We start from the raw sequence: 18,956 nt of genomic DNA, 5'->3' as shown, positions 1-18,956 counted from the left end.
CTCGCCTACGAGACACGTGCGACTCACCCGTTTCGCTGTATATTAATAAAGAGGCCATTCCAGCTACGGAACGGCCTCTTTAAATTTTATATAAAACTCATGCATCTACTAACCTTGAATACATATGGAGATCGTTAAATGTTCCTTCTAATGTGAAACGGAGCTTTTGTAAGAGCTTTATCGAATTCACATTTTCGGGATCAACCTTGGCTTCGACTCGGTTCAGTTTTAAAGATGAGAATGCATGATCTACCAAAGTAGAGACCGCCTCTGAAGCATATCCTCTTCCCCACGATGATTTAGCAATATCATATCCAATTTCTGCTTTTAAGTTGTCAAAATCCAAAGAATTATATCCGCAAGAACCTATAATTTCGTTGGACTCTTTTTTAATTATGGAGAAACGAATAGCCTTACGATCTTGAGAGAGATTATCCAGAAGTTTGATCATTTCTTTCGCTTGCTCTACGTCAGTAAAACAACTAACATTCATAAATTTAGTAACATCAGGATCAGACCAAACGGTGAACAAGCTCGAAGAATCCGACACCTTCATTTTTCTCAATTGTAAACGTTCTGTGTGTAACTCTGTAATCAATTCTTTTACCTCCATTAGGATTTAATAGTTAGGTTTAAGATATTGATATCTGCGCATAGTTCAGTCCCTTCATTTTCAGGCTATTTACATTATACCAAGAATTTTGACCTAATCAGAATCTACTCTAATGATCTCAAGTCAGCGTAAGAATGATCTGTTCTCCGGAACGGGTAATCTTGTAGATACCTTCCTTCATGTCAATGCCATAGTGCTTTTTCAGCAACCACTTTGCGTTACGATCCGTCTCCACGACGACCAGATAATCGTATCCGCTCAGGAGATTATCCATATTATCCTCATAGAACAACACGATACCGTCCACATGCGGAGCATACAAGAAATACTTCCCGACATACTGCATGTAGTAATTCGTGACCTGCTGGTCCCTATCCGAGGCGTAGAACAGATATCTGTTGTTGTCCTCCTGACCATCTTTATACCAGCGATCACCGGTAACCGCATGGATTTTGTAAGGGAGCGTCGTATCGTAGGTTCTGGCAATCGAGACGATCCCGTTGTATTCCGATAAAAGAATGGTCGCCGCAATCGCCATACAGCCAATAATTCCTTTTTGATAATGCCCCTTCGTCTTGACCGTCTTGAAAGCTTGATAATCAGGCACCTCACCAATCCGATAATGGAATGAACGCTCCAGGTCAATTGCAGCGCACAGCACCAGGCCACCTGCGAACAGCACCACGATACTCGACGCATAACGCTCGAATCCTGCCAGTCTGACGGCCTCATCCAGCGGCATGGAGAAGAGATACAACGCCAGAATGCCTGCATAATACAGCAACAATACAACATCCAGCGCAATCAGTGCTTTCCACAAATTCCACTTCTTCTTGAGCACCACATAGGCAAATATCGAAGCCGCAATCGCTACAAGCTGGAAAATGACTATACCGATGACCGGCCGGGTCGTAATATCCGTACTCGATTTTAAGAACAGCCAGAGAATCTCATGCATCTGCTCCGCCGTTTTGCCGGATTGAATCCCGGAAGTGGCCACATCGAATTTGTTATCGACACCCTGAAACACCGTTGCCATCCGCCAGCTCCAGCCGAAGTATGGAATCAATGTACCGCAGATGGTGCCCACTACGGGGAGTGCATCTTTCCAACTGGACTTTTGTCTGTGTTTAAGCCATGTATACACCAGGAAAATCAGGCCGATAGCTGCAAAAATAATGCCTGTACTTTTAATGACTGTCAGCACACCTGCAAGTGGGAGCATGATTATACATGCTCGCTTGATGTCATGACGATATTGATATATCACCGCCAGGATAGCGAGCGCATAGATCGGAAGCAAGAAATCCACGAGCAGGTTGGTAATCCGAATCGTAAGGTTGAAGAAAGACAGTGTAGATAACCCAAGTCCGAGAAATGCATACAGCAGAAAACGTTTCTTCTCGGAAACGATGCCAAACATGGCGTAAAAACAGGAAAAGATCAGCAAACCTTGTGCCAGAAGCATCACGGACTGGTCATGCCCCATGAAGCGACAGACGTAATAAATAAACGACGAGGTCCCTAGTGGATAATTTTTAAAATCAATTAGATTCGAATCCGGTGTCGGAAAAGCATCTGTGCTGAGCATCTGCTTCAAAACAATCGCCCAGTGGGAAAAATTATCGTAGTGCGTCAATTGATTTTGGAAGAGGACCAGCAAGAAAATGAACGTGCCTGCCAGGAATGAAAATTGGAATAAGGAAAAAGAAATGCGAAAGGATGCCCCTCGGCGCATTCCGAGAAACACCATTCTCCCATACAATAGTAATCCGACGAGAAGCAGGATAAGGCTGCCAACGTAGAGCTGACCTACCAAGCCGCTAAGAAAGACAATACATGCTATGGAGGAAAACACAAATACAGGGATGAACTCCCAACGTATAGATAGTGCCTTTCGAACAAACTGCATGTAACCAATAAAGGAGAATATCAATAAAACTCCCATCACAAATTGAAGCATATACAGCATATCTATCTCTCCTAACCCTCTCTGGTGAAACGATCGGCATGTGGATGGGTCAAATCACTCAGCAATTGATCTATCAAACCGCGCTCCACGATATCATCCATATTCTCCACCGAGAGAAGCACTTCGCGACGATTGGCTGTTGTTCTCCCTGTATGCTGCAAAATGACTTCAATATTACTCTTCGTATAAAAAGTAACGATCGCTCCTGCCGTAATGTCACCATGGAGACCCGTAGCGGAAAAGAAACGATAATTGAAGCTGCGCAGCGTACAGCCCGCATTATTGGTGAAATGAATTGGAAGCTGAAGAGAAAGCCTCGGCATTTTTCGCTGATCCGATCTAGGTTGAACAATACGTTTTTTCACATTGCGAAGCATATCGTCGTATGCCGTATCCCACAGATTCATCTGCTCTGGCAACGAGTGTTTACGGTCGTAGATAATTTGCATGTATTGACGGTTATCCGTCTCATCAATCGGCTGAACCGTCGCGGAATAACGCCAGCCTTCCCCATCCTGCTTCACATAAACGATGACCGCATTGAGATTGGCCTCATACCGCTCGGATTTTACGACCAGAGAGATCGTCTTCTGTTCAGGTAGATAAATGGGATACGGGACATAAAAGGCAATACCTTGTTCGGATACATCTACTGTCTTGGCCTCATAGCGCAGATTCGTGTCCTGATCGTGGATCGTGACATCTTCCTGTGCCCGAATCCGCTCTGTCTCCCGATACGCACGACGGCCGATCATAAAGAACAGAGCATAACACAGCGCAATCATATTATGAACGAGCCAGAAAATAATGATACTGCTGAAGAACAGCGCGATGCCATACTTGCCGTTAACATATCGAATCACAGCCGCAATCGAAAGCAAAAGCAAAAAGATATGCGGAAGTGCATATAACAGAGCAGACATCCATTTCCGGCCTTTCGCTCTGCTTTTGTTCGTAACCTTGAATTTTTTCTCGCGGATACCCAACGTTTCAAGGAGAACCGGCCATATCAGATAAGGCATAAATATCGTATCAATAACCTGACTCCAGCGCTGATTCCGAATATTGCTCGACAGATAACGCATCGATAGACTGTAGAAGAAATAGGACGGAAGCCAGAATATTAAGATTTGCCAGAAGGTTGTGTTTACAATCTTAAAATCGAATAGTGCAAACAAAATGGGTGCCAAAATGAAAATCAACCGGTTAAAGAAGGACCACCAGTATAAGAAACTGCTTAAATAGGTTACTCTCGTCCAGAAAGGAAGCTTTTCGGATATAGGAGCACGCGTATTTTGCAGGCTCTGAATAATACCCCTTGCCCAGCGAATTCGCTGCTTAATCATGCTCGGAACTGTTGTTGTCGTCTGTCCGGCAGCTTGAACCTCTTGAGTTGCATACGTAATATAGCCTTCCTGCTGTAAGCGGATGCTTGTCTCAAAGTCCTCGGTGATTGTATTCAGCGGAAAACCGCCGATATCTTCCATGCCTTGACGGGAAATGATCGTATTACTTCCCGTATAGGCTACTGCATTGGAGGCATTACGCAGGATGTTCACTTCTCGGGAGAAGAAATCCTGTTCATTCGGAATGCCTTGCTCTGCATACAGGTTAAACTGGAACAAATCCGGATTGTAGAAGCTTTGAGGGGTCTGTACGAGCCCCAACTTGAACTTCTTGTCCATTTCATCCTCACGGCGAAGCCGCCATTGCCCGTTCTCTTCTATAAATGTGGAGAGCAGGAAATACGGTATGGTTTTCATCAAGAAGGTGTGCTGCGGGATCATGTCTGCATCAAAGGTTGCAATGAGTGGAGAAGTGGTTTTGCTCAGGGCATTATTCAGGTTCCCTGATTTGGCATGCTTGTTGCCGGGGAAACCCAGATATCCAACGCCAAACTGCTTCGCAAGCTCCTCCACCTCAGGTCGTGCTCCATCATCACACAGATAGATGTGAACCTTCTGCTTGTCCGGATAATCCATGAACGTACAGGCATTGACGGTTTTATACAACAGATCGACCGGCTCATTATGGGTGGCAATGAACACATCCACATCCGGGTAATATTCGGGAGGGACGATGGGGAAGTCGAGTTGCGTACGTTCCTTTTGCATCTTTTGAAAAAACAATTCAAAAGTGGTCAGTACGGTTACCATCTCAGCCACAATGAGCAGAATGCCGAAGATGACGTTCAGTACGCCTTCCCCCCATGGCAGGGTAAAGAACATCCGCCATAGCAAATAAATGGACATCAGGATCATGGTGATGACAAAGAAAATATTCTGCCTTTTTTCGTTTTGCACTACAGCTGCTTCCTCCTTGCTGCAAATACCCATCTTCGCTGCAATTGAAAACTGAGCAGGAACAGCAAGGCATCACAGACAAATTTCGCAATTTTTTCATCCACGAAGAAAATCGTATGGAACAAATATACCCCCGTACTGGAAAGCACAATCACGAATCCGCACAACGTCAAATAGCGCCATAGACTGCCCTGACTATCCTCTTTGCGGAATACAAAGTGCCTATTCAGTACATAGTTAACGACAATCGAAATAATTCTCGCAATCACGGTTGCGAGCAGAATTCTTAGATAATCCTGCTGACCCAACATGGGCCGCAAAAAGTCGATCAAAAACCACGCAATTCCCAAATCGACGACCGAACTCGCCACGGAAGAGGAAATAAACCGCAGGAAGTTAGAGAACAGTACACCCATTACCCGAGCGCTGTCCTGAATCGCTTTAAAGTGTGTCCCTGCATTTCCATTCTCATAGATAACTTGAATCGGCATGGTATGAATCGGTATACCGGATTGAATACATGAGATGAGCATCTGCAGCTCGTATTCGAAACGAGTGCCGCGAACATCTTGCATGAAAGCCAGCAGCCCGGGGCCAAAGGCTCGAAGCCCGGTTTGGGTATCTGACAGTTTTTTGCCGTAAAGCATAGCAAAAATAAAGGACGTCATCCGATTACCCAGCAAAGATTTCGGCGGTATGCCTCCCTCGCTGAAGTTCCTTACCCCGAGAACCAATGCATCAGGATGCTGTCTGGCTTCTTTCGCAAGTCTGTAAACATCCTCGGCTGCATGCTGCCCATCTGAATCCGCTGTGACGACGTAAGAAGACGCATCGAACTGCTCTCCGATATACTTAAACCCAGTCTTAAGTGCAGCACCCTTTCCCAGATTTTCCACATGCCGCAGCAAAACACACCCGTTCACACTCAGCTCTTCGAAAATCGACTGATACGCTTCACCAGACCCATCGTCCACAATGACAATATTAGTCAAGCCATATTCTCGCAATTGCCGTACATAGGCTAGAAGTCTCTCATCTGGCTCAAGCGATGGAATAAGGATGATCGTTTTGCCGTCTTCACTTTTATCTATAATCATCCTAGTTAAGCCTCAATTCGACATATTTTCACAAATTCTTTTTGAATACTGAGAGTATAACATCGAAAGAGTAGACAGTAAACGAACAAACTGTATATATTTTGGTAAAAAAGTTGTATACACATTCGCATTAGTGTATAGGCAAAAAATACTAGGAATAGGACTGTGGTATACACAACGAAAAACTCGCCACGATTATGGGCGAGTGGATGTTCAGGTATCATGTAACCATGCTAATCTATTCGAATTGCCTCGATATAAAGCTCGATGTTTACTTCATTTCCAACGACAATTCCGCCCGTTTCCAGAGGCGAGTTGAAGCTCAAACCAAATTCATTACGATCGATACTGGCATTCGAATGAAATCCTGCACGTTCCCGGCCACGAGGGTCTTTATTAAACCCTTCAAAAACGGTATGAAAAGTGATAGGTTTTGTTACGCCATGGAGCGTTAGATTGCCTGCAAGTTCATATTGCCGTTCGCCAGTAAGAACGCAGTTGGTGCTTTGAAACGTAATCGCTGGATAGTTGGCGGCATCAAAGAATTCTTCGCTCCTCAGGTGTTCATCGCGTTGCCGCTGGCGAGTAGTGACACTATTTGCGTCGATGGAAGCCCGAATACCCAGGGTTGTTACATCGTTGGGGTCAAAACTTAAAACCGCTTCGAATTGCTCGAATACACCTTTGATTTTATTGATCATTAAATGCGCCACCGAAAACTCGACGGAGCTGTGATCAGGATCTACTTCCCATTGGATACTGTTCATAAATAAATTCCACCTCGATAATCATATTATGAGAAAGGTTACCCTATCTCCAAAACACTGCGTTATTCGCATACCGTTAATATATAAAAACGCTACTGACAACGTAATGTCAGTAGCGTTTTTGCATTCCAGCATTTTATAATTTCCTCGTAAATCTGATGTCGGACTGACTCAGGCCCCTCTACCTTTACATTTCCTGCTGGATACGAATACGCCGCCCTATTCCCTACTGCAAAGACAATTTTCCATCTTCCATCCGGTATACCTTGTCGCAATATTCAAGCATACGTTCATCATGAGTAACCATAATCGCTGCTTTCTGACGTGAATTCACCTCTTGGGCGATGAGACTGACCACTTCATGGGCACGTTTGGTATCCAAACTTGCTGTCGGCTCATCCGCCAAGATGATGTTGGGATTATTAATTAGAGCACGAGCAATCGCTGTCCGCTGCTTCTCACCACCCGATAGCTCCTCTGGGAAGCTTCTCAACTTCGAGCCCAGACCCAGCTCTTCCAGCAACTTCGTGGCGAAAACCTTATCCTCCCTTTCAACCTTTCCCGACATCCTTTTTATGATGAGCAATTGATCCAGAACATTTAGATAAGGAACCAAATTCGAGGATTGCATAATAAATCCGATTTCTTGTAGCCTTACATTCGCCAGCTCTTTGGCAGTAAGTGTAGAAATATGATGTCCATTTAGCTTAACTTCTCCTTCTGAGGCTTGAAGTAGCGCTCCAGCAATAGACAAAAACGTACTTTTACCAGAACCCGACGGTCCAACTACAGCCACAAATTCACCCGGCTCCACTGAAATGGACACATGATCAAGTGCTGCGATCCGATTGCTTCCTTCGGCATAATACTTTGTGACTTTACTCATTTGCAATCCCTTAGTCATTATTCAACCCTCCCGAGCGCCTTGAGGGGATCAATCTTTGTAATCTTTCGAACAGATATCATCGAACTTAACATAGCGATAATCAGCAAGATAACAGAATACGTGACGACAAGACTGGTTTCCAGCTTGAATGGCATGCCCTTAGGCATAATGGCTGCTGTCCCATAAGTAAGCAAGATTCCAACGACAATACTGGTCAGCGAAAGCACAAACACTTGAGATACAATGGATTTGCTCAAAAATCGGTTACTAGCGCCTATCGCTTTCATAATGCCGAACTGGTTAGTCTTCTGCATCGTCATTACATAAAAGAATACCCCAAGCACGAAGGCGGAGATAGCGAGCAGAAATGCAAGCATCATTAAAATCGTACCATTCTCTTCTTTGTACCCTGGCATTCCTTGAACTGCTGCCGTTCTAGTCACCGTGTCCGTACTTGTTAGCATGTTATTCATTACGTTTGGATCGATATCCTTGCCTTGTAACATAATTGCATTAACGGGCCCTGCAACTCCCTTATCCGAACCCGGGGCCGCAAAGGTGATCTTTCGCCATTCAGCCATCGGAGTAAATACCGACGCTACGTGGTTATATGTCTGATTCTCGACAAATCCGATAATTGTCAATGATTCTGTCGTGCCATCTAATTGAAAAGTATCACCAATGTTATAGCCCTCATCCTTCATGGTCGAATTCACCACGACACCAGTAGGGTTCGCAGAGGATAGACTTTCCCCTTCCACGACAGCAGGTTCCAAGAAGCTCCCTGGGTTGATGCCTATAATCGCAATATCCAACTTCTCCTCATTTTTGATGCTTTGTTCCTTCAACGCCGTTGCCATCGTGCTTCCCATAGGTGTGGCAGCACTCACATTTGGTAGCAGCTCCACTTCCGCCATTAATTGATCCGATAGTAGCGACTTGCTCATTGATGACTGCGACCCTTCTTCAAAAATGACATAATCCGCCTTCATCGTCTTGAATGTTGACGCAGCTAACGTAGATAAACCATTTCCCAAACCGGATAAGATAAATACCAACCAAGCTATTAGTACAAAAATGATGATGATCATTAAAAACCTTGTTTTACTATGCATCAATTCCTTCATAGCTAAAAACATTCCTATTCCCAACTCCTTGCCTTTATTTTTTTGACACTTGTGTCATATTTAAGCGGCTATTACACTTTGCTAGCTACTTCATTAAACAATATAAATGACACTAGTGTCAAATTAAATCCAAGACCGATGTTAGCTCTTGGCTCCTCCGATCCACATTTGAAACAACAGCTTCCCCCAATCAGGTGCAGGGATATTCAGCATATTTGGCGTATCAATCAAGTTAAAAAAAACACTAATAAGTACAGGAAGTGGCATATCTTGTCGCAAGCTTTTATCCTGTTGTGCGCGTTCAAACAATCGTGATAATTGAATTTTAAGAGTCGTATGTGCTTCCTCAATATATTCAAGATCTCTTGCTGCCGCCGAAGAATTAGTAGTATTAATTTTACTGGCATTTCCCAGAAGTTGATGAAGTGTAGATTCTTCTACGTAAACGAGAAGTAACTGTTCGAGAGCGTCCATAGGATCAGTCTCATCAATAGCTAACGCATTTTCTAATACCGTTACCATTACGCGCTTCATACAAGCAGCCACGATCTCTTCTTTATTAGAGTAATATTGATAAATAGTGCTTCGGGCTCCTGACAGATGCTGTGAGAGCAACTTGAGATGAAAACCGTCGTATCCATGCTCAAGCACTAATTTTTTTGTCGTATCAAGTAGCTCTGTCTCCGTAAAAGATTGTTTTCTTCCCATTGAATCTCTTCCTTTTTATCATTTAAGATCTGTTTTATTAGCTATCTTCACCTAATAGTTTGATATTGTAAATTTAAAATGAGTCCTATCTCTGCTCTTATTTATTATCAGTTTAGCATATGTTTATGAGCATTTCCCAAAACAAGTGGCCCAAACATTTTGAAGGGAGCCATCGTTGAACGCCCTCAACCGCAAGTGGACGAAGTGCTCGTTCGCATCGTGTATGCTGCAGTCATTCCACTTGACTATAAAATTCGTAACGGTTGGCTTCAAAATGTTTTTCCTGCGACATTCATGAACTCCATCTAACAACGAAACAACACGGGTGCATAGCGCATAACGTGTTGTTTCTTTATTCCATAGAACCAAGCTAACTTCGATCGTATGGCTGCGTTTCTCCCAAGAAAAAACTTTCCCCTGTGATGGAAACTCGACTTTTCCATAAGTAACAGATAAGCAATTCGCCAGGCGAGCCATGTTGTGTTATAACATGGTTCCCATACTTTATTTATGATACGTTACACAACAAAGAGAACAGCCCCCAGGCTGTTCTCTTTCGAAGTCTGTCTTAAAAGCATGTGAACGAGCTAATCCGATTCAAATCAATACCGAAGTATCCCCAGAAGAAACCGAACCATCTGAACCCTGCAACAGAATTACGCCCGACGAATACCGGGAAGAACCAGAATTGCTCGCCATTGTTCAGCCAAATGTATGTGTTGCGGAACATGCAGCGTCTGATCCCGCCAGGGTCGATAGCATATGTGGCGGTCTGCATTTGTGGTATGAACTGCGGTGGAGGAGCCGTCGGCGGTTGAACGCCTCCGGGTGCACCCCCTGGAAAACTCGGCCCTCCCGGTCCGACTGGTCCACCTGGAAACCCTCCACCAGGCCCCGGCATTGGAAAAAATCCCATATGTGATCGCTCCTTTCAATGAGTAGGCATAATCATCATATGCATTCGCGGAAAGGGCGACTGGGCAAATGTAAAAAAAAACGCCAAACACGTCCATAAACTGCTGGCGAGCAGCTAGATAGTCCATTTCGGCTTGCTCAGCCAAGTTAAAATCTACTGCATGTAAACATAAAAAACACATCCTAAATTGGGATATAGCTTTCACCTGGAAAGCTTATTTACCCAATAGGATGTGTTTTCCTGTTTTAATATAAGGTTTGAATCAGTTCTACATTATGAAGCTTTTGCTGCAACAGCTTTTTGAATTAAAGCTTTGGCATCGTTAGCAGAAAGACCTTGTTTAGGTTGAAGCAGGTTCTTCTCTGCTGCACTAAGAATACCTTTGTCAATCAGTTTTGCCATCGATTTTACCGCATAGGTAGAAACGGTTTTGCCATCTTCAAAGCCTGCAATGATTGTAGCCGCATTTTTATCAGAGGATTGGTCTTTTACCAATTTAGCAAGAATGGTAGCCGCTTCTTCACGTGTGATATCACGATCAGGATTAAAGTTACCACCGTAGCCTTGAATGAATCCAGCATGAGTCGCTTCAGCAATTGCATCTGCATATGCAGCGTTAGCAGCAACATCCTTGAATGCAGGTGCTGTCGCTACTTCGTTCAGTTTCAACAGGTCTACAAGAGCACTTACAAATTCAGCACGGGAAATGAATTCTGTGCTTACAGGTGTTTCTGTTTCCTCTGTAGATGCAGCTAGATTCGTGATACGTCCTTCCGTTTTAGCCACAATGTCAGCGCCTTTAAACGTATCTACAATGTACTGGTAGAATACATCCAGATCGATAGGACCAGCCAAGGATGATTTAGCATCTACTAGCACTTTATAGTTATCTCCACCTGCAGCCATAAAGTTGTTAACTACAGCCGTATATGTTTTTGCAGGATCAACAGGTGTGCCATCTTCAAGAGTGAGACCAGTAACACGTTCTGCCACTGGCTTATTGAAATCGGCAGTATATTTCAAGCCAGAGATCTGTAGAGTTTTGGTGTTTGGTGTACCGTCAGCGTTGGTCCCCCATTGTTGCTGCAACAAGGTTTTAATTTGTTCGCCAGTCAGCTCCAGTTTCACTAGAGTGTTACCAAACGGTTGGATTTTAGCAAGATCAGCAAAGGTCACATCGCCTTTTGGCAGATCCGCACGAATACCACCTGGATTCATAAATGCAAAGTCAGCAGCGCTTGCCTTATCTCCAAAATCTGCATGACGCATTGAATCTGCAATGAGGTTGCCAAGAGCGGCTTCGTTATTATAAGCATCTGTACGGGTAACAGAACCATCCGTTGTACCTACTGGCTTCGTCAGCTCAGGATGCTTGTCTAATGATTTTTTAATAATAGCTAAAGATTCAGGGTCTTCTTTTACACCCTCTTGGAAAGTCGTTGTAACGCTAGCTGATTTCTCAGTTACATCCCCAGTAGCAGGGTCAATCATCAATTTAATATCTTCAAATGCCGTACCATAAGAATACGCTTGAACGATCAATTTTCCATTCACTTCACCGTTAGCTAAAGCATGGTTGTCACCTGCGACGATAACGTCAACAGGGGAATCTGCTGGCAAAGCTTTTGCCAAATCAGCCGCTTCTCCAGTGGTTACGCCTTCTTTGGTTGTTGCTGGATCATGCGCCAAAACGATGATCGTTTCTACACCTTGATCTTGCAACTCTTTTGCATATTTATTAACGGCTTCAACTTCTTCTTCTGCACTTAGGAAACGCACGCCAGCTGTCCCAGATGGGGATACTTTGGCAGGTGTGGATTTCGTCACTAACCCGATGAATCCAATTTTGACTCCGCCCACTTCTTTAATAACATAGGGTTTAATCAATGTTTTGCCAGTGGCAGTTTCAATGACGTTTGCATTGACGTAATCAAATTTAGCACCCGCATGAGTTACTTTGCCTTCTTTTGGATCAAGACCACCGAAGATTTGTGCCTTCAAAGCAGCGATACCTTGGTCGAATTCATGATTGCCCAGAGATGCTACATCGAAGCCCATCATATTCATCCATTCCATGGTAGGCTCGTCCCGATCGAGAGATGAGACTGGAGCAGATGCACCCACAGAGTCTCCATTATGGAAGAGAAGGGAATGTTCATATTTTGCTTGTGCTTCTTTTAAGTAGGTTGCTAGAATTGGAGCCGTTCCTGCCTTTTTATCACTAACGATCGATGTGGTATCTAACTGACCGTGGAAGTCATTGATACCAATTAAGTGTACTTCTACATCGTTGCCTGCGGCAGAGACAGAACCTGCTGCGCCCAATAGTTGGGTGAGTAATAGTGCAGCAGTTGCCACACGAATTGTGCTTTGGCCCAAAACTTTTTTCCAATACATGAATTAACAAAACCCCTCTCCAATTTTCGATCCTGAAATATTTTACCATAGTTCAATTCATAAAAATCATAAAAAATATAAAATGGATGTAAAAAATTTAGAAGATTGATAGAGGAGATGCAAACCTGTATCTCGAGCTGCACCAAAATTAGTGTTGGCTTCATTTTATTGACGCGAATGCTAGGTTTAATCTAGTTCAGGAGACAAGAGGTTATGACACAATGGACATGAGTGATAGATTCAGAATTTCATATAGAAAAATATGGATTTTATATTTTTTGTTGCTATAATGGAAAATAAAGTATGTATTCTCGCCTGATGATGCGACTCCTCTACTAAAGAACACTTAGCTTCCATCTCCTAAAAAGCACACATTCCATTACATAATATGTATCAAAAATTTTCACACTTTCTTTAAAAGGAGGTGACCGTTGGGAGCATTTTAGATCTTCGTTCCCGTCTTCCACCAATTGGGGCTAGCGTTAAACCATTATAAAGAACATAGGAGCGTGTCCAATGAACAGACAACTTTTCCCCAGATCTTTTCGAATTCTTATGGCTTGCTTGTTGATTCTTGCATTTGCCGTACCAGCAACTGCTTCTGCTGGCTATATTGGAGATAAGCTCACGATCGGCCAAAGTATGGCCAAGGGTGACTATCTCACCTCCCAAGATGGCAGGTTCTCAGCCATTTGGCAGAATGACGGGAATTTCGTTATCTATCAGAATGGTTCTTCTCTTTGGAGTAGCGGTACCAGTAACAGTGGGGCTCTTTCGTTCAAATTTGAACCACAATACGGGAAACCTGTCATCTATAAATATGGCATGAAATATCAAGATGTTTACCAATATGGTTATCGTTATGGTTTCAACCCGGCTACAGGTAAATTCGAATATTACACTGGTTGGGGATGGGATAAAGTTTTGATGATTGATACTTCTGTACAGATAGCTGCTTGGTCTCCCAATACCACCTCATGGATTCCAGGTCATCACGGGAGCAGCTTACCGGCTAACACAACAGGTGATACACTGGTCATGCAAAGTGATGGGAATTTAGTTCTCTATAACACAACCCTGACCAATGACTATTATCCTAACAGTTGGATTCCTGTTTGGGCTTCCAATACGGGCGGGCGCTAAATTTAGATCGAGAGCCGCATGATGTGCGGCTCTTTTTTTGTTTCCCCAAGGAAGTTGATAGATTACTTACATGTAGCGAGGGATATTTACATACAAGGAACTTTAACGAGTATTTTTCGTATTAAATAGACTAATTAACATATACAGGATGTGATAGTTTGACAGGAATTATAGGTGTTTTAGTCTTAATAATAGGATTAATTATGGCGATTTGGCCTTACTTTGCTTGGTATTTACGACTGGGATGGAACTTTAAAGATGCGGAGCCAAGTGACTTAGCATTAAATGCTGGACGGATTTCAGGTATTGTCTTAGTGATTGTCGGTTTTATACTAATCGTTTCAAGTTGCTCCACAGGAAGCGGAGCGGACAGCAAATGGGCAGAACAATTTAAAGAAAAACTTGATACAGGGCAAGTAAAAGAAATCAGTATCGGCATGATTAATCCCTCCATATTAAGCGAGGAAGAAAAAAATACGGTTATCCAAATGATACAAGATGCAGAACTTAGACCTTTTGATGCAGGTGATGTTGTTGGATCGAACAATGCTGGGAAAATTACATTTACAGATGAAACGAGCCTAGACATCGTTATTTTCGGACCATCTGGAGGAATCGAATTGCATTCGAAGGCTCCCGAGATGGAGTATAAGATAATGAGTGAAGAGTTAAAAAATTGGTTTCAAACAAATTATAGTGATTAGTATTGTCATTATATTTAATACTAAAGAACGCTGCTCAACTGGATGCAGGCAGTTATTACGATAAACGTAGTTAGAAAGGAAACCCCATGAATAGTTCCTTGAAGCAACTAATGAAATCATTATTAGCACCAGTGTTTCCCGGTGGAATCATAACCATTCTGATATTTTATCTTGATTACTTTCAATTCGAACTTGTTGAGAAATTTCTACTGTTTGCGGCTTTCGTCATTGTACCTCTTGTGATTTTACTTTTGAACCATGACGAAAAGAATAAACATCAACGAATGATATATGCTGCTATGAAATGGCTTCAATTTCCCGCTGCGCTTTTTACCCTGGCCTCGGTAATGAGTAGTAAGATGTGGGGGTTAGAAAGTACGGCAATCCCAGGGATTCTGTCCCTTGGATGGCTACTGTTCACCCTGCTGCTTGGCATCTATGGCTTGACCACGATTGTGATCTCTAAAGGAAAAGCAGCGGAAGTAGCGATTGGAGCGGGGCTCGTTTATTTTTTTGTCGGGGGCATTTGGTTTACCTTATATCAATATCAATTGAACCTCTTCCAGGCTAATCCTGCAACGCACGCGTTAAGCTCGCTCCACTTCCATTTCTCATCTGCTATCGTTCCAATTTTTATTGGTGCACTGGGACGCATCATGACGAAGAAAAGCTGGTATCCCTGGGTTGTTGCCATCGATATCATCGGACCCATCTTGATTGCTATTGGTATGATTTTCTCCAAGCCGATTGAATACATTGGTGTCAGTTTGTTCGCCTGCAATATTGTGGTATACACCGCTTATCTCCTTGCTTACTTGAGGAAAAATGCTTTGGATATTAAGGCAGCCTTCTTCTTAGGCCTTTCTTGCCTAGCCTTTTACACGGTTGTTGTTATTTCCATCTTCTATCCGTTACTGAAAAATATGTACTCCTTAACCATACTCGATTTTATTCCTATCTATGGATCTCTGCATGCGTTTGGTTTTGTCTTATGTGGACTAATTGGTTGGGTGTTTATGGTAGACTTCATTAAGGAAAAGGCTAACCAATCGGGGCTCTAGCGGATTTTCTTCACGAGGTGATAGATTAGCTTGATCATACTCAGGTTGATTTTGAAGTGCCAAAAGCCTACGGAATGAATCCCGTAGGCTTTCGATTATATAAATTCAAGGAGGAAATGTAGAATTAGCTTAATGCTTTTACTAAAGCTTCTCCAAATTCTTTAGCGCCATCCGGACCATCGCCAGTGATAATATCTTCATGAGCAACAACATGTTTTTCAACATATGTTACTTTATTCGCTTTTAATTGGTCTTTTTGTACATCTACTGGATAGCAAGTAGCCTCTCTTCCGGTAAGTAAACCGGTTTTAGCTACAGTAACCGCACCTGCACAAATTCCTGTTACCAGAACTTTATCAGTATACGCTTGTTTCAAGTAATCTTGTAATTCTTGATTCCCCCATAGATGATCGTTCGTACCAGATCCACCAATCACTGATACAACATCATAATCAGAAGCAATAACGTCAGAGAAAATGACCTCAGCAGTTGCTTTGCCTTCATAATCCCCTATGATTTCACCTGTTTTCGTACTTGCAATGGTCACATCAATTCCGTTGCTTTCCAATTCGGCTTTTGGTTGAGATAATTCATCCTCATTGAAACGTTCTGGTGGTATAATAAAGAGTGCTTTTTTACTCATTTGTAGTTCCTCCTAATTAGTGAAAAAGATTGTCGGTCAGACGACTATTTTAGTCTACTGCTTGTTTTCTTCACTGTGAAGTATGCACTTTTGTGTAAGAAGGTTACCTACAGGTTACAATTGATACGAGTAGGGAGGTAAGAGCTTATGCCAGATACGTTTAGAGATGAAGTTAAAGAAAAGATCATAAATGGTGATTATAATTGTGAAAAAGAACTTACCTTATCCATTCTAAGTGGTAAATGGAAAATTGTTATTTTATGGCATTTATGTGTAGAAGGACCGTATCGATTCAGTGATCTCCAAAGGCTTTTTCCAAAAATATCTCATAAAATATTAACGAATCAATTAAGAGAACTGATGGAAGATGGAATAGTTCATCGCGAGGTTTATCCAGAAGTTCCACCCAAAGTGGAATATTCCATGACTGAATTGGGGATGACTTTACTTCCTATCGTTGAAATGATGTATGAATGGGGAAAAAATCGGATAGCAGAAATCATAAAAGAAATGGATATACCGGAATCAAACAAATAATCCCTTACTCTTCGACAGCTTCTTGAATACACTCTGAGACCTTTTGCTTCGTTACCCTTGCTTTATGAGCAATCGTTCCTTCCTTTACAGGATCTCGGGCGCTACTTTTCAAATCAATTTGGCTACTTGTCCAATAGTGAATATATTCTTTTGTATTAGAACAGCAATCGAAATTTCATCCGAAAATTACTAATGAACTCTAGCAGTGAACTTAAGGTGATATCTTCTATACTATTAACACTTCATTCACCTCTATATTAAACTAAAATTCACTTATGCTTAAGACCTTAAGTCTAATAGTGATCATGTCAATATAGTACTAATTAAAGGGCATACTAATAAGGAAAGGATGTGGTTCATCGTGACTACAATGAAGGCGGTAGGATTAACTCGTTACCTTCCAATTGACAATCCCCAAAGCCTGGTGGACATAGTTGTTGAAAAACCAAAAGCAACAGGTCGTGACATTTTGGTCAAAGTTACAGCTATATCGATCAATCCTGTTGATACAAAGGTACGAGCGCCTAAGGAAAAAGTTGAGGAAGTTCCTAAAATTCTAGGTTGGGATGTGGCAGGAGTCGTCGAAGAGACAGGGCCAGACTGTTCATTGTTTCGTCCGGGAGATGAAGTTTTTTATGCTGGCAGTATTGCACGACAAGGCGGAAACAGTGAATACCATCTGGTCGATGAACGAATCGTTGGGCGCAAACCTGTTTCCTTAAGTTTTGTGGAAGCCGCAGCTCTTCCCTTAACATCCATTACAGCCTGGGAAGCATTATTTACCCGAATGTCTATTTCCCAAGATCCGGGTTTCAACAAAGGAAAGGCTCTGCTGATTATTGGTGCAGCCGGGGGTGTAGGTTCCATTGCCACTCAGCTTTCAAAACAAGCGGGGCTTACTGTAATCGGGACTGCTTCCCGATCGGAGACGGTTAGCTGGGTTAAATCAATGGGCGCGGACTATACCATTAATCACCATGAGCCACTCCTTCCACAACTTCAATCAATTGGATTTACAAGCGTTCCCTATATTTTTTGCCTGAATGCTTTGGAAAAACACTGGACCGGTATTAGTGAAGCTATTTCTCCGCAAGGAGTTGTATGCGCAATTGATGATCCGACCTCTCCGCTGGACCTCACATTGCTTAAGCAAAAAAGCGTCACCTTCGTGTGGGAGTTTATGTTTACTCGCGCTGTTTACGAAACAGATGATATGATTGAGCAGCATTTATTGCTTAATCGTATTGCTGATGCTGTGGATAACCAAAAATTAAAGACAACACTGGCCCAGGTCCTTGGACCCATCTCAGCAGATAATCTCCGGCAAGCCCACAAATTTTTGGAGAGCAATAGGACGATTGGTAAAATTGTACTGGAAGGTTTTATTTAAAAACCTGGTTGCATCTTTCGGGTTTTTGATTAACCAATCGGCTTATATGAAGTAGTTTAGCCAGGTTCGTGGTATAATGGTGTTTACCTGATTAACATTCATCATTCTGCCGAGATGGCGATGATTAAGGAGATTGAACTTTGACGAACAACCATGATATTGGAGCAATTAACGAACTACCGGAAAACTTTGAAGAGCTCAAACGAGCGGCTAATCGGTCGGCAAGCTGGAGAGACCGACTGAATGCAGTGAACGAATTGGGAAACTGGGATACAGCCCCTACCATACAGTTACTACATTATGTTTTGAAAAATGATCAAGTGTTTCAAGTGCGCGAAGCCGCATATCTTAAGCTTAAGCAGATGGATGAAGATGTACAAATGCCTGCCAAAAACAAAGGCGATTTGTTTAAAGGTCTTAACAAAATTTTGCTGCGGATTAAAAAAAGCCTTCCCGAAGGTCACACATTTGAGCAATTTAAGGAAAAACTGCAAAAGACACGTCTGGATATCTATGATACTTACGAGGGCGACAAAGATGCTGAGTTCGACTCCTGGCTCCATGGAATTTGGGAGACACTAGGTAGAAGATAGCCGCCGTTACCGTATAATAGCTGAGTACAAAGCCACTCCAAAAAATGGAGTGGCTTCTTTATTTCTTATTATTTTGATTTCCACCAGAAAAAAGTTAGA

At 42.6% G+C, this 18,956-nt stretch carries 18 protein-coding genes and 1 pseudogene; 7 read left to right on the top strand and 12 right to left on the bottom strand.

What is annotated here, in order from left to right; all coding sequences use genetic code 11:
* Window positions 1–97 precede the first annotated feature (97 nt).
* The 8 genes from HW560_RS05870 to HW560_RS05835 all read right to left on the bottom strand — a co-directional run bounded on the left by HW560_RS05870 (window position 98) and on the right by HW560_RS05835 (window position 9,473).
* A complete protein-coding gene (locus HW560_RS05870; protein WP_179262331.1) occupies window positions 98–598 on the bottom strand; it encodes a GNAT family N-acetyltransferase in 501 nt (166 codons plus the stop codon).
* A gap of 133 nt (window positions 599–731) precedes the next feature.
* Complete coding sequence (locus HW560_RS05865) at window positions 732–2,585, bottom strand: hypothetical protein (RefSeq protein WP_179262329.1); 1,854 nt, start codon at window positions 2,583–2,585, stop codon at window positions 732–734.
* Between the two features lie 11 nt (window positions 2,586–2,596).
* The gene (locus HW560_RS05860; protein WP_179262327.1) at window positions 2,597–4,888 is read right to left on the bottom strand and encodes a glycosyltransferase family 2 protein; all 2,292 of its coding nucleotides are present in this window, start codon (window positions 4,886–4,888) and stop codon (window positions 2,597–2,599) included.
* Window positions 4,888–5,985, bottom strand: a complete 1,098-nt coding sequence (locus HW560_RS05855; protein WP_090902764.1) for a bifunctional glycosyltransferase family 2/GtrA family protein — start codon at window positions 5,983–5,985, stop codon at window positions 4,888–4,890. Before HW560_RS05855 ends, HW560_RS05860 begins: the two co-directional genes overlap by 1 nt.
* 233 nt (window positions 5,986–6,218) lie before the next feature.
* Window positions 6,219–6,752: a YceI family protein gene (locus tag HW560_RS05850; protein WP_090902762.1), complete on the bottom strand. Its 534-nt coding sequence runs from the start codon at window positions 6,750–6,752 to the stop codon at window positions 6,219–6,221.
* Window positions 6,753–6,978: 226 nt separating this feature from the next.
* A complete protein-coding gene (locus HW560_RS05845) occupies window positions 6,979–7,656 on the bottom strand; it encodes an ABC transporter ATP-binding protein (protein WP_090902761.1) in 678 nt (225 codons plus the stop codon).
* Window positions 7,656–8,777, bottom strand: a complete 1,122-nt coding sequence (locus tag HW560_RS05840; RefSeq protein ID WP_090902759.1) for an ABC transporter permease — start codon at window positions 8,775–8,777, stop codon at window positions 7,656–7,658. The genes HW560_RS05845 and HW560_RS05840 overlap by 1 nt, the downstream gene beginning before the upstream one ends.
* Before the next feature lie 129 nt (window positions 8,778–8,906).
* Window positions 8,907–9,473, bottom strand: coding sequence for a TetR/AcrR family transcriptional regulator (locus HW560_RS05835; protein ID WP_090902757.1), 567 nt, complete (start codon window positions 9,471–9,473; stop codon window positions 8,907–8,909).
* Window positions 9,474–9,632: 159 nt separating this feature from the next.
* On the opposite strand from HW560_RS05835, the gene HW560_RS05830 reads away from it, so the two are divergent.
* Entirely contained in the window at window positions 9,633–9,782 is a 150-nt protein-coding gene (locus HW560_RS05830; protein ID WP_177185811.1) for a hypothetical protein, read from the top strand.
* 259 nt (window positions 9,783–10,041) lie between these two features.
* Here HW560_RS05830 and HW560_RS05825 read toward each other — a convergent pair whose 3' ends face one another.
* Both HW560_RS05825 and HW560_RS05820 read right to left on the bottom strand, forming a co-directional pair.
* Entirely contained in the window at window positions 10,042–10,389 is a 348-nt protein-coding gene (locus HW560_RS05825) for a transporter (protein ID WP_090902755.1), read from the bottom strand.
* A gap of 273 nt (window positions 10,390–10,662) precedes the next feature.
* The gene (locus HW560_RS05820) at window positions 10,663–12,786 is read right to left on the bottom strand and encodes a 5'-nucleotidase C-terminal domain-containing protein (protein WP_179262325.1); all 2,124 of its coding nucleotides are present in this window, start codon (window positions 12,784–12,786) and stop codon (window positions 10,663–10,665) included.
* Between the two features lie 516 nt (window positions 12,787–13,302).
* Between HW560_RS05820 and HW560_RS05815 the strand changes: the two genes are divergently transcribed.
* The 3 genes from HW560_RS05815 to HW560_RS05805 all read left to right on the top strand — a co-directional run bounded on the left by HW560_RS05815 (window position 13,303) and on the right by HW560_RS05805 (window position 15,694).
* Entirely contained in the window at window positions 13,303–13,929 is a 627-nt protein-coding gene (locus tag HW560_RS05815) for a hypothetical protein (protein WP_090902751.1), read from the top strand.
* A 158-nt stretch (window positions 13,930–14,087) separates the two neighbouring features.
* Window positions 14,088–14,633 (top strand): DUF6199 family natural product biosynthesis protein, encoded by a 546-nt coding sequence (locus HW560_RS05810; RefSeq protein WP_179262323.1) that lies wholly within the window; start codon window positions 14,088–14,090, stop codon window positions 14,631–14,633.
* A gap of 86 nt (window positions 14,634–14,719) precedes the next feature.
* Window positions 14,720–15,694, top strand: coding sequence for a YndJ family transporter (locus tag HW560_RS05805; protein WP_090902747.1), 975 nt, complete (start codon window positions 14,720–14,722; stop codon window positions 15,692–15,694).
* A gap of 124 nt (window positions 15,695–15,818) precedes the next feature.
* On the opposite strand, the gene HW560_RS05800 is transcribed toward HW560_RS05805, so the two are convergent.
* Entirely contained in the window at window positions 15,819–16,337 is a 519-nt protein-coding gene (locus HW560_RS05800) for a DJ-1/PfpI family protein (RefSeq protein ID WP_090902745.1), read from the bottom strand.
* Window positions 16,338–16,484: 147 nt separating this feature from the next.
* On the opposite strand from HW560_RS05800, the gene HW560_RS05795 reads away from it, so the two are divergent.
* A complete protein-coding gene (locus tag HW560_RS05795) occupies window positions 16,485–16,874 on the top strand; it encodes a winged helix-turn-helix transcriptional regulator (protein ID WP_179262321.1) in 390 nt (129 codons plus the stop codon).
* A gap of 13 nt (window positions 16,875–16,887) precedes the next feature.
* Here the strand turns inward: HW560_RS05795 and HW560_RS33670 are convergent.
* Window positions 16,888–17,048: pseudogene (locus HW560_RS33670) on the bottom strand (LytTR family transcriptional regulator); the annotation flags it as partial.
* Window positions 17,049–17,244: 196 nt separating this feature from the next.
* Between HW560_RS33670 and HW560_RS05790 the strand changes: the two are divergent.
* Both HW560_RS05790 and HW560_RS05785 read left to right on the top strand, forming a co-directional pair.
* Window positions 17,245–18,264: a zinc-binding alcohol dehydrogenase family protein gene (locus HW560_RS05790; protein ID WP_257031978.1), complete on the top strand. Its 1,020-nt coding sequence runs from the start codon at window positions 17,245–17,247 to the stop codon at window positions 18,262–18,264.
* Between the two features lie 140 nt (window positions 18,265–18,404).
* Entirely contained in the window at window positions 18,405–18,857 is a 453-nt protein-coding gene (locus HW560_RS05785; RefSeq protein WP_090902740.1) for a HEAT repeat domain-containing protein, read from the top strand.
* Window positions 18,858–18,956: the final 99 nt, after the last annotated feature.

Origin of the sequence: Paenibacillus sp. E222 (genome assembly GCF_013401555.1) — a bacterium.
Classification (GTDB): domain Bacteria; phylum Bacillota; class Bacilli; order Paenibacillales; family Paenibacillaceae; genus Paenibacillus.
The sequence above is the reverse complement of the archived record's forward strand: the minus strand, read 5'-3'. Positions and strand labels throughout refer to the sequence as shown.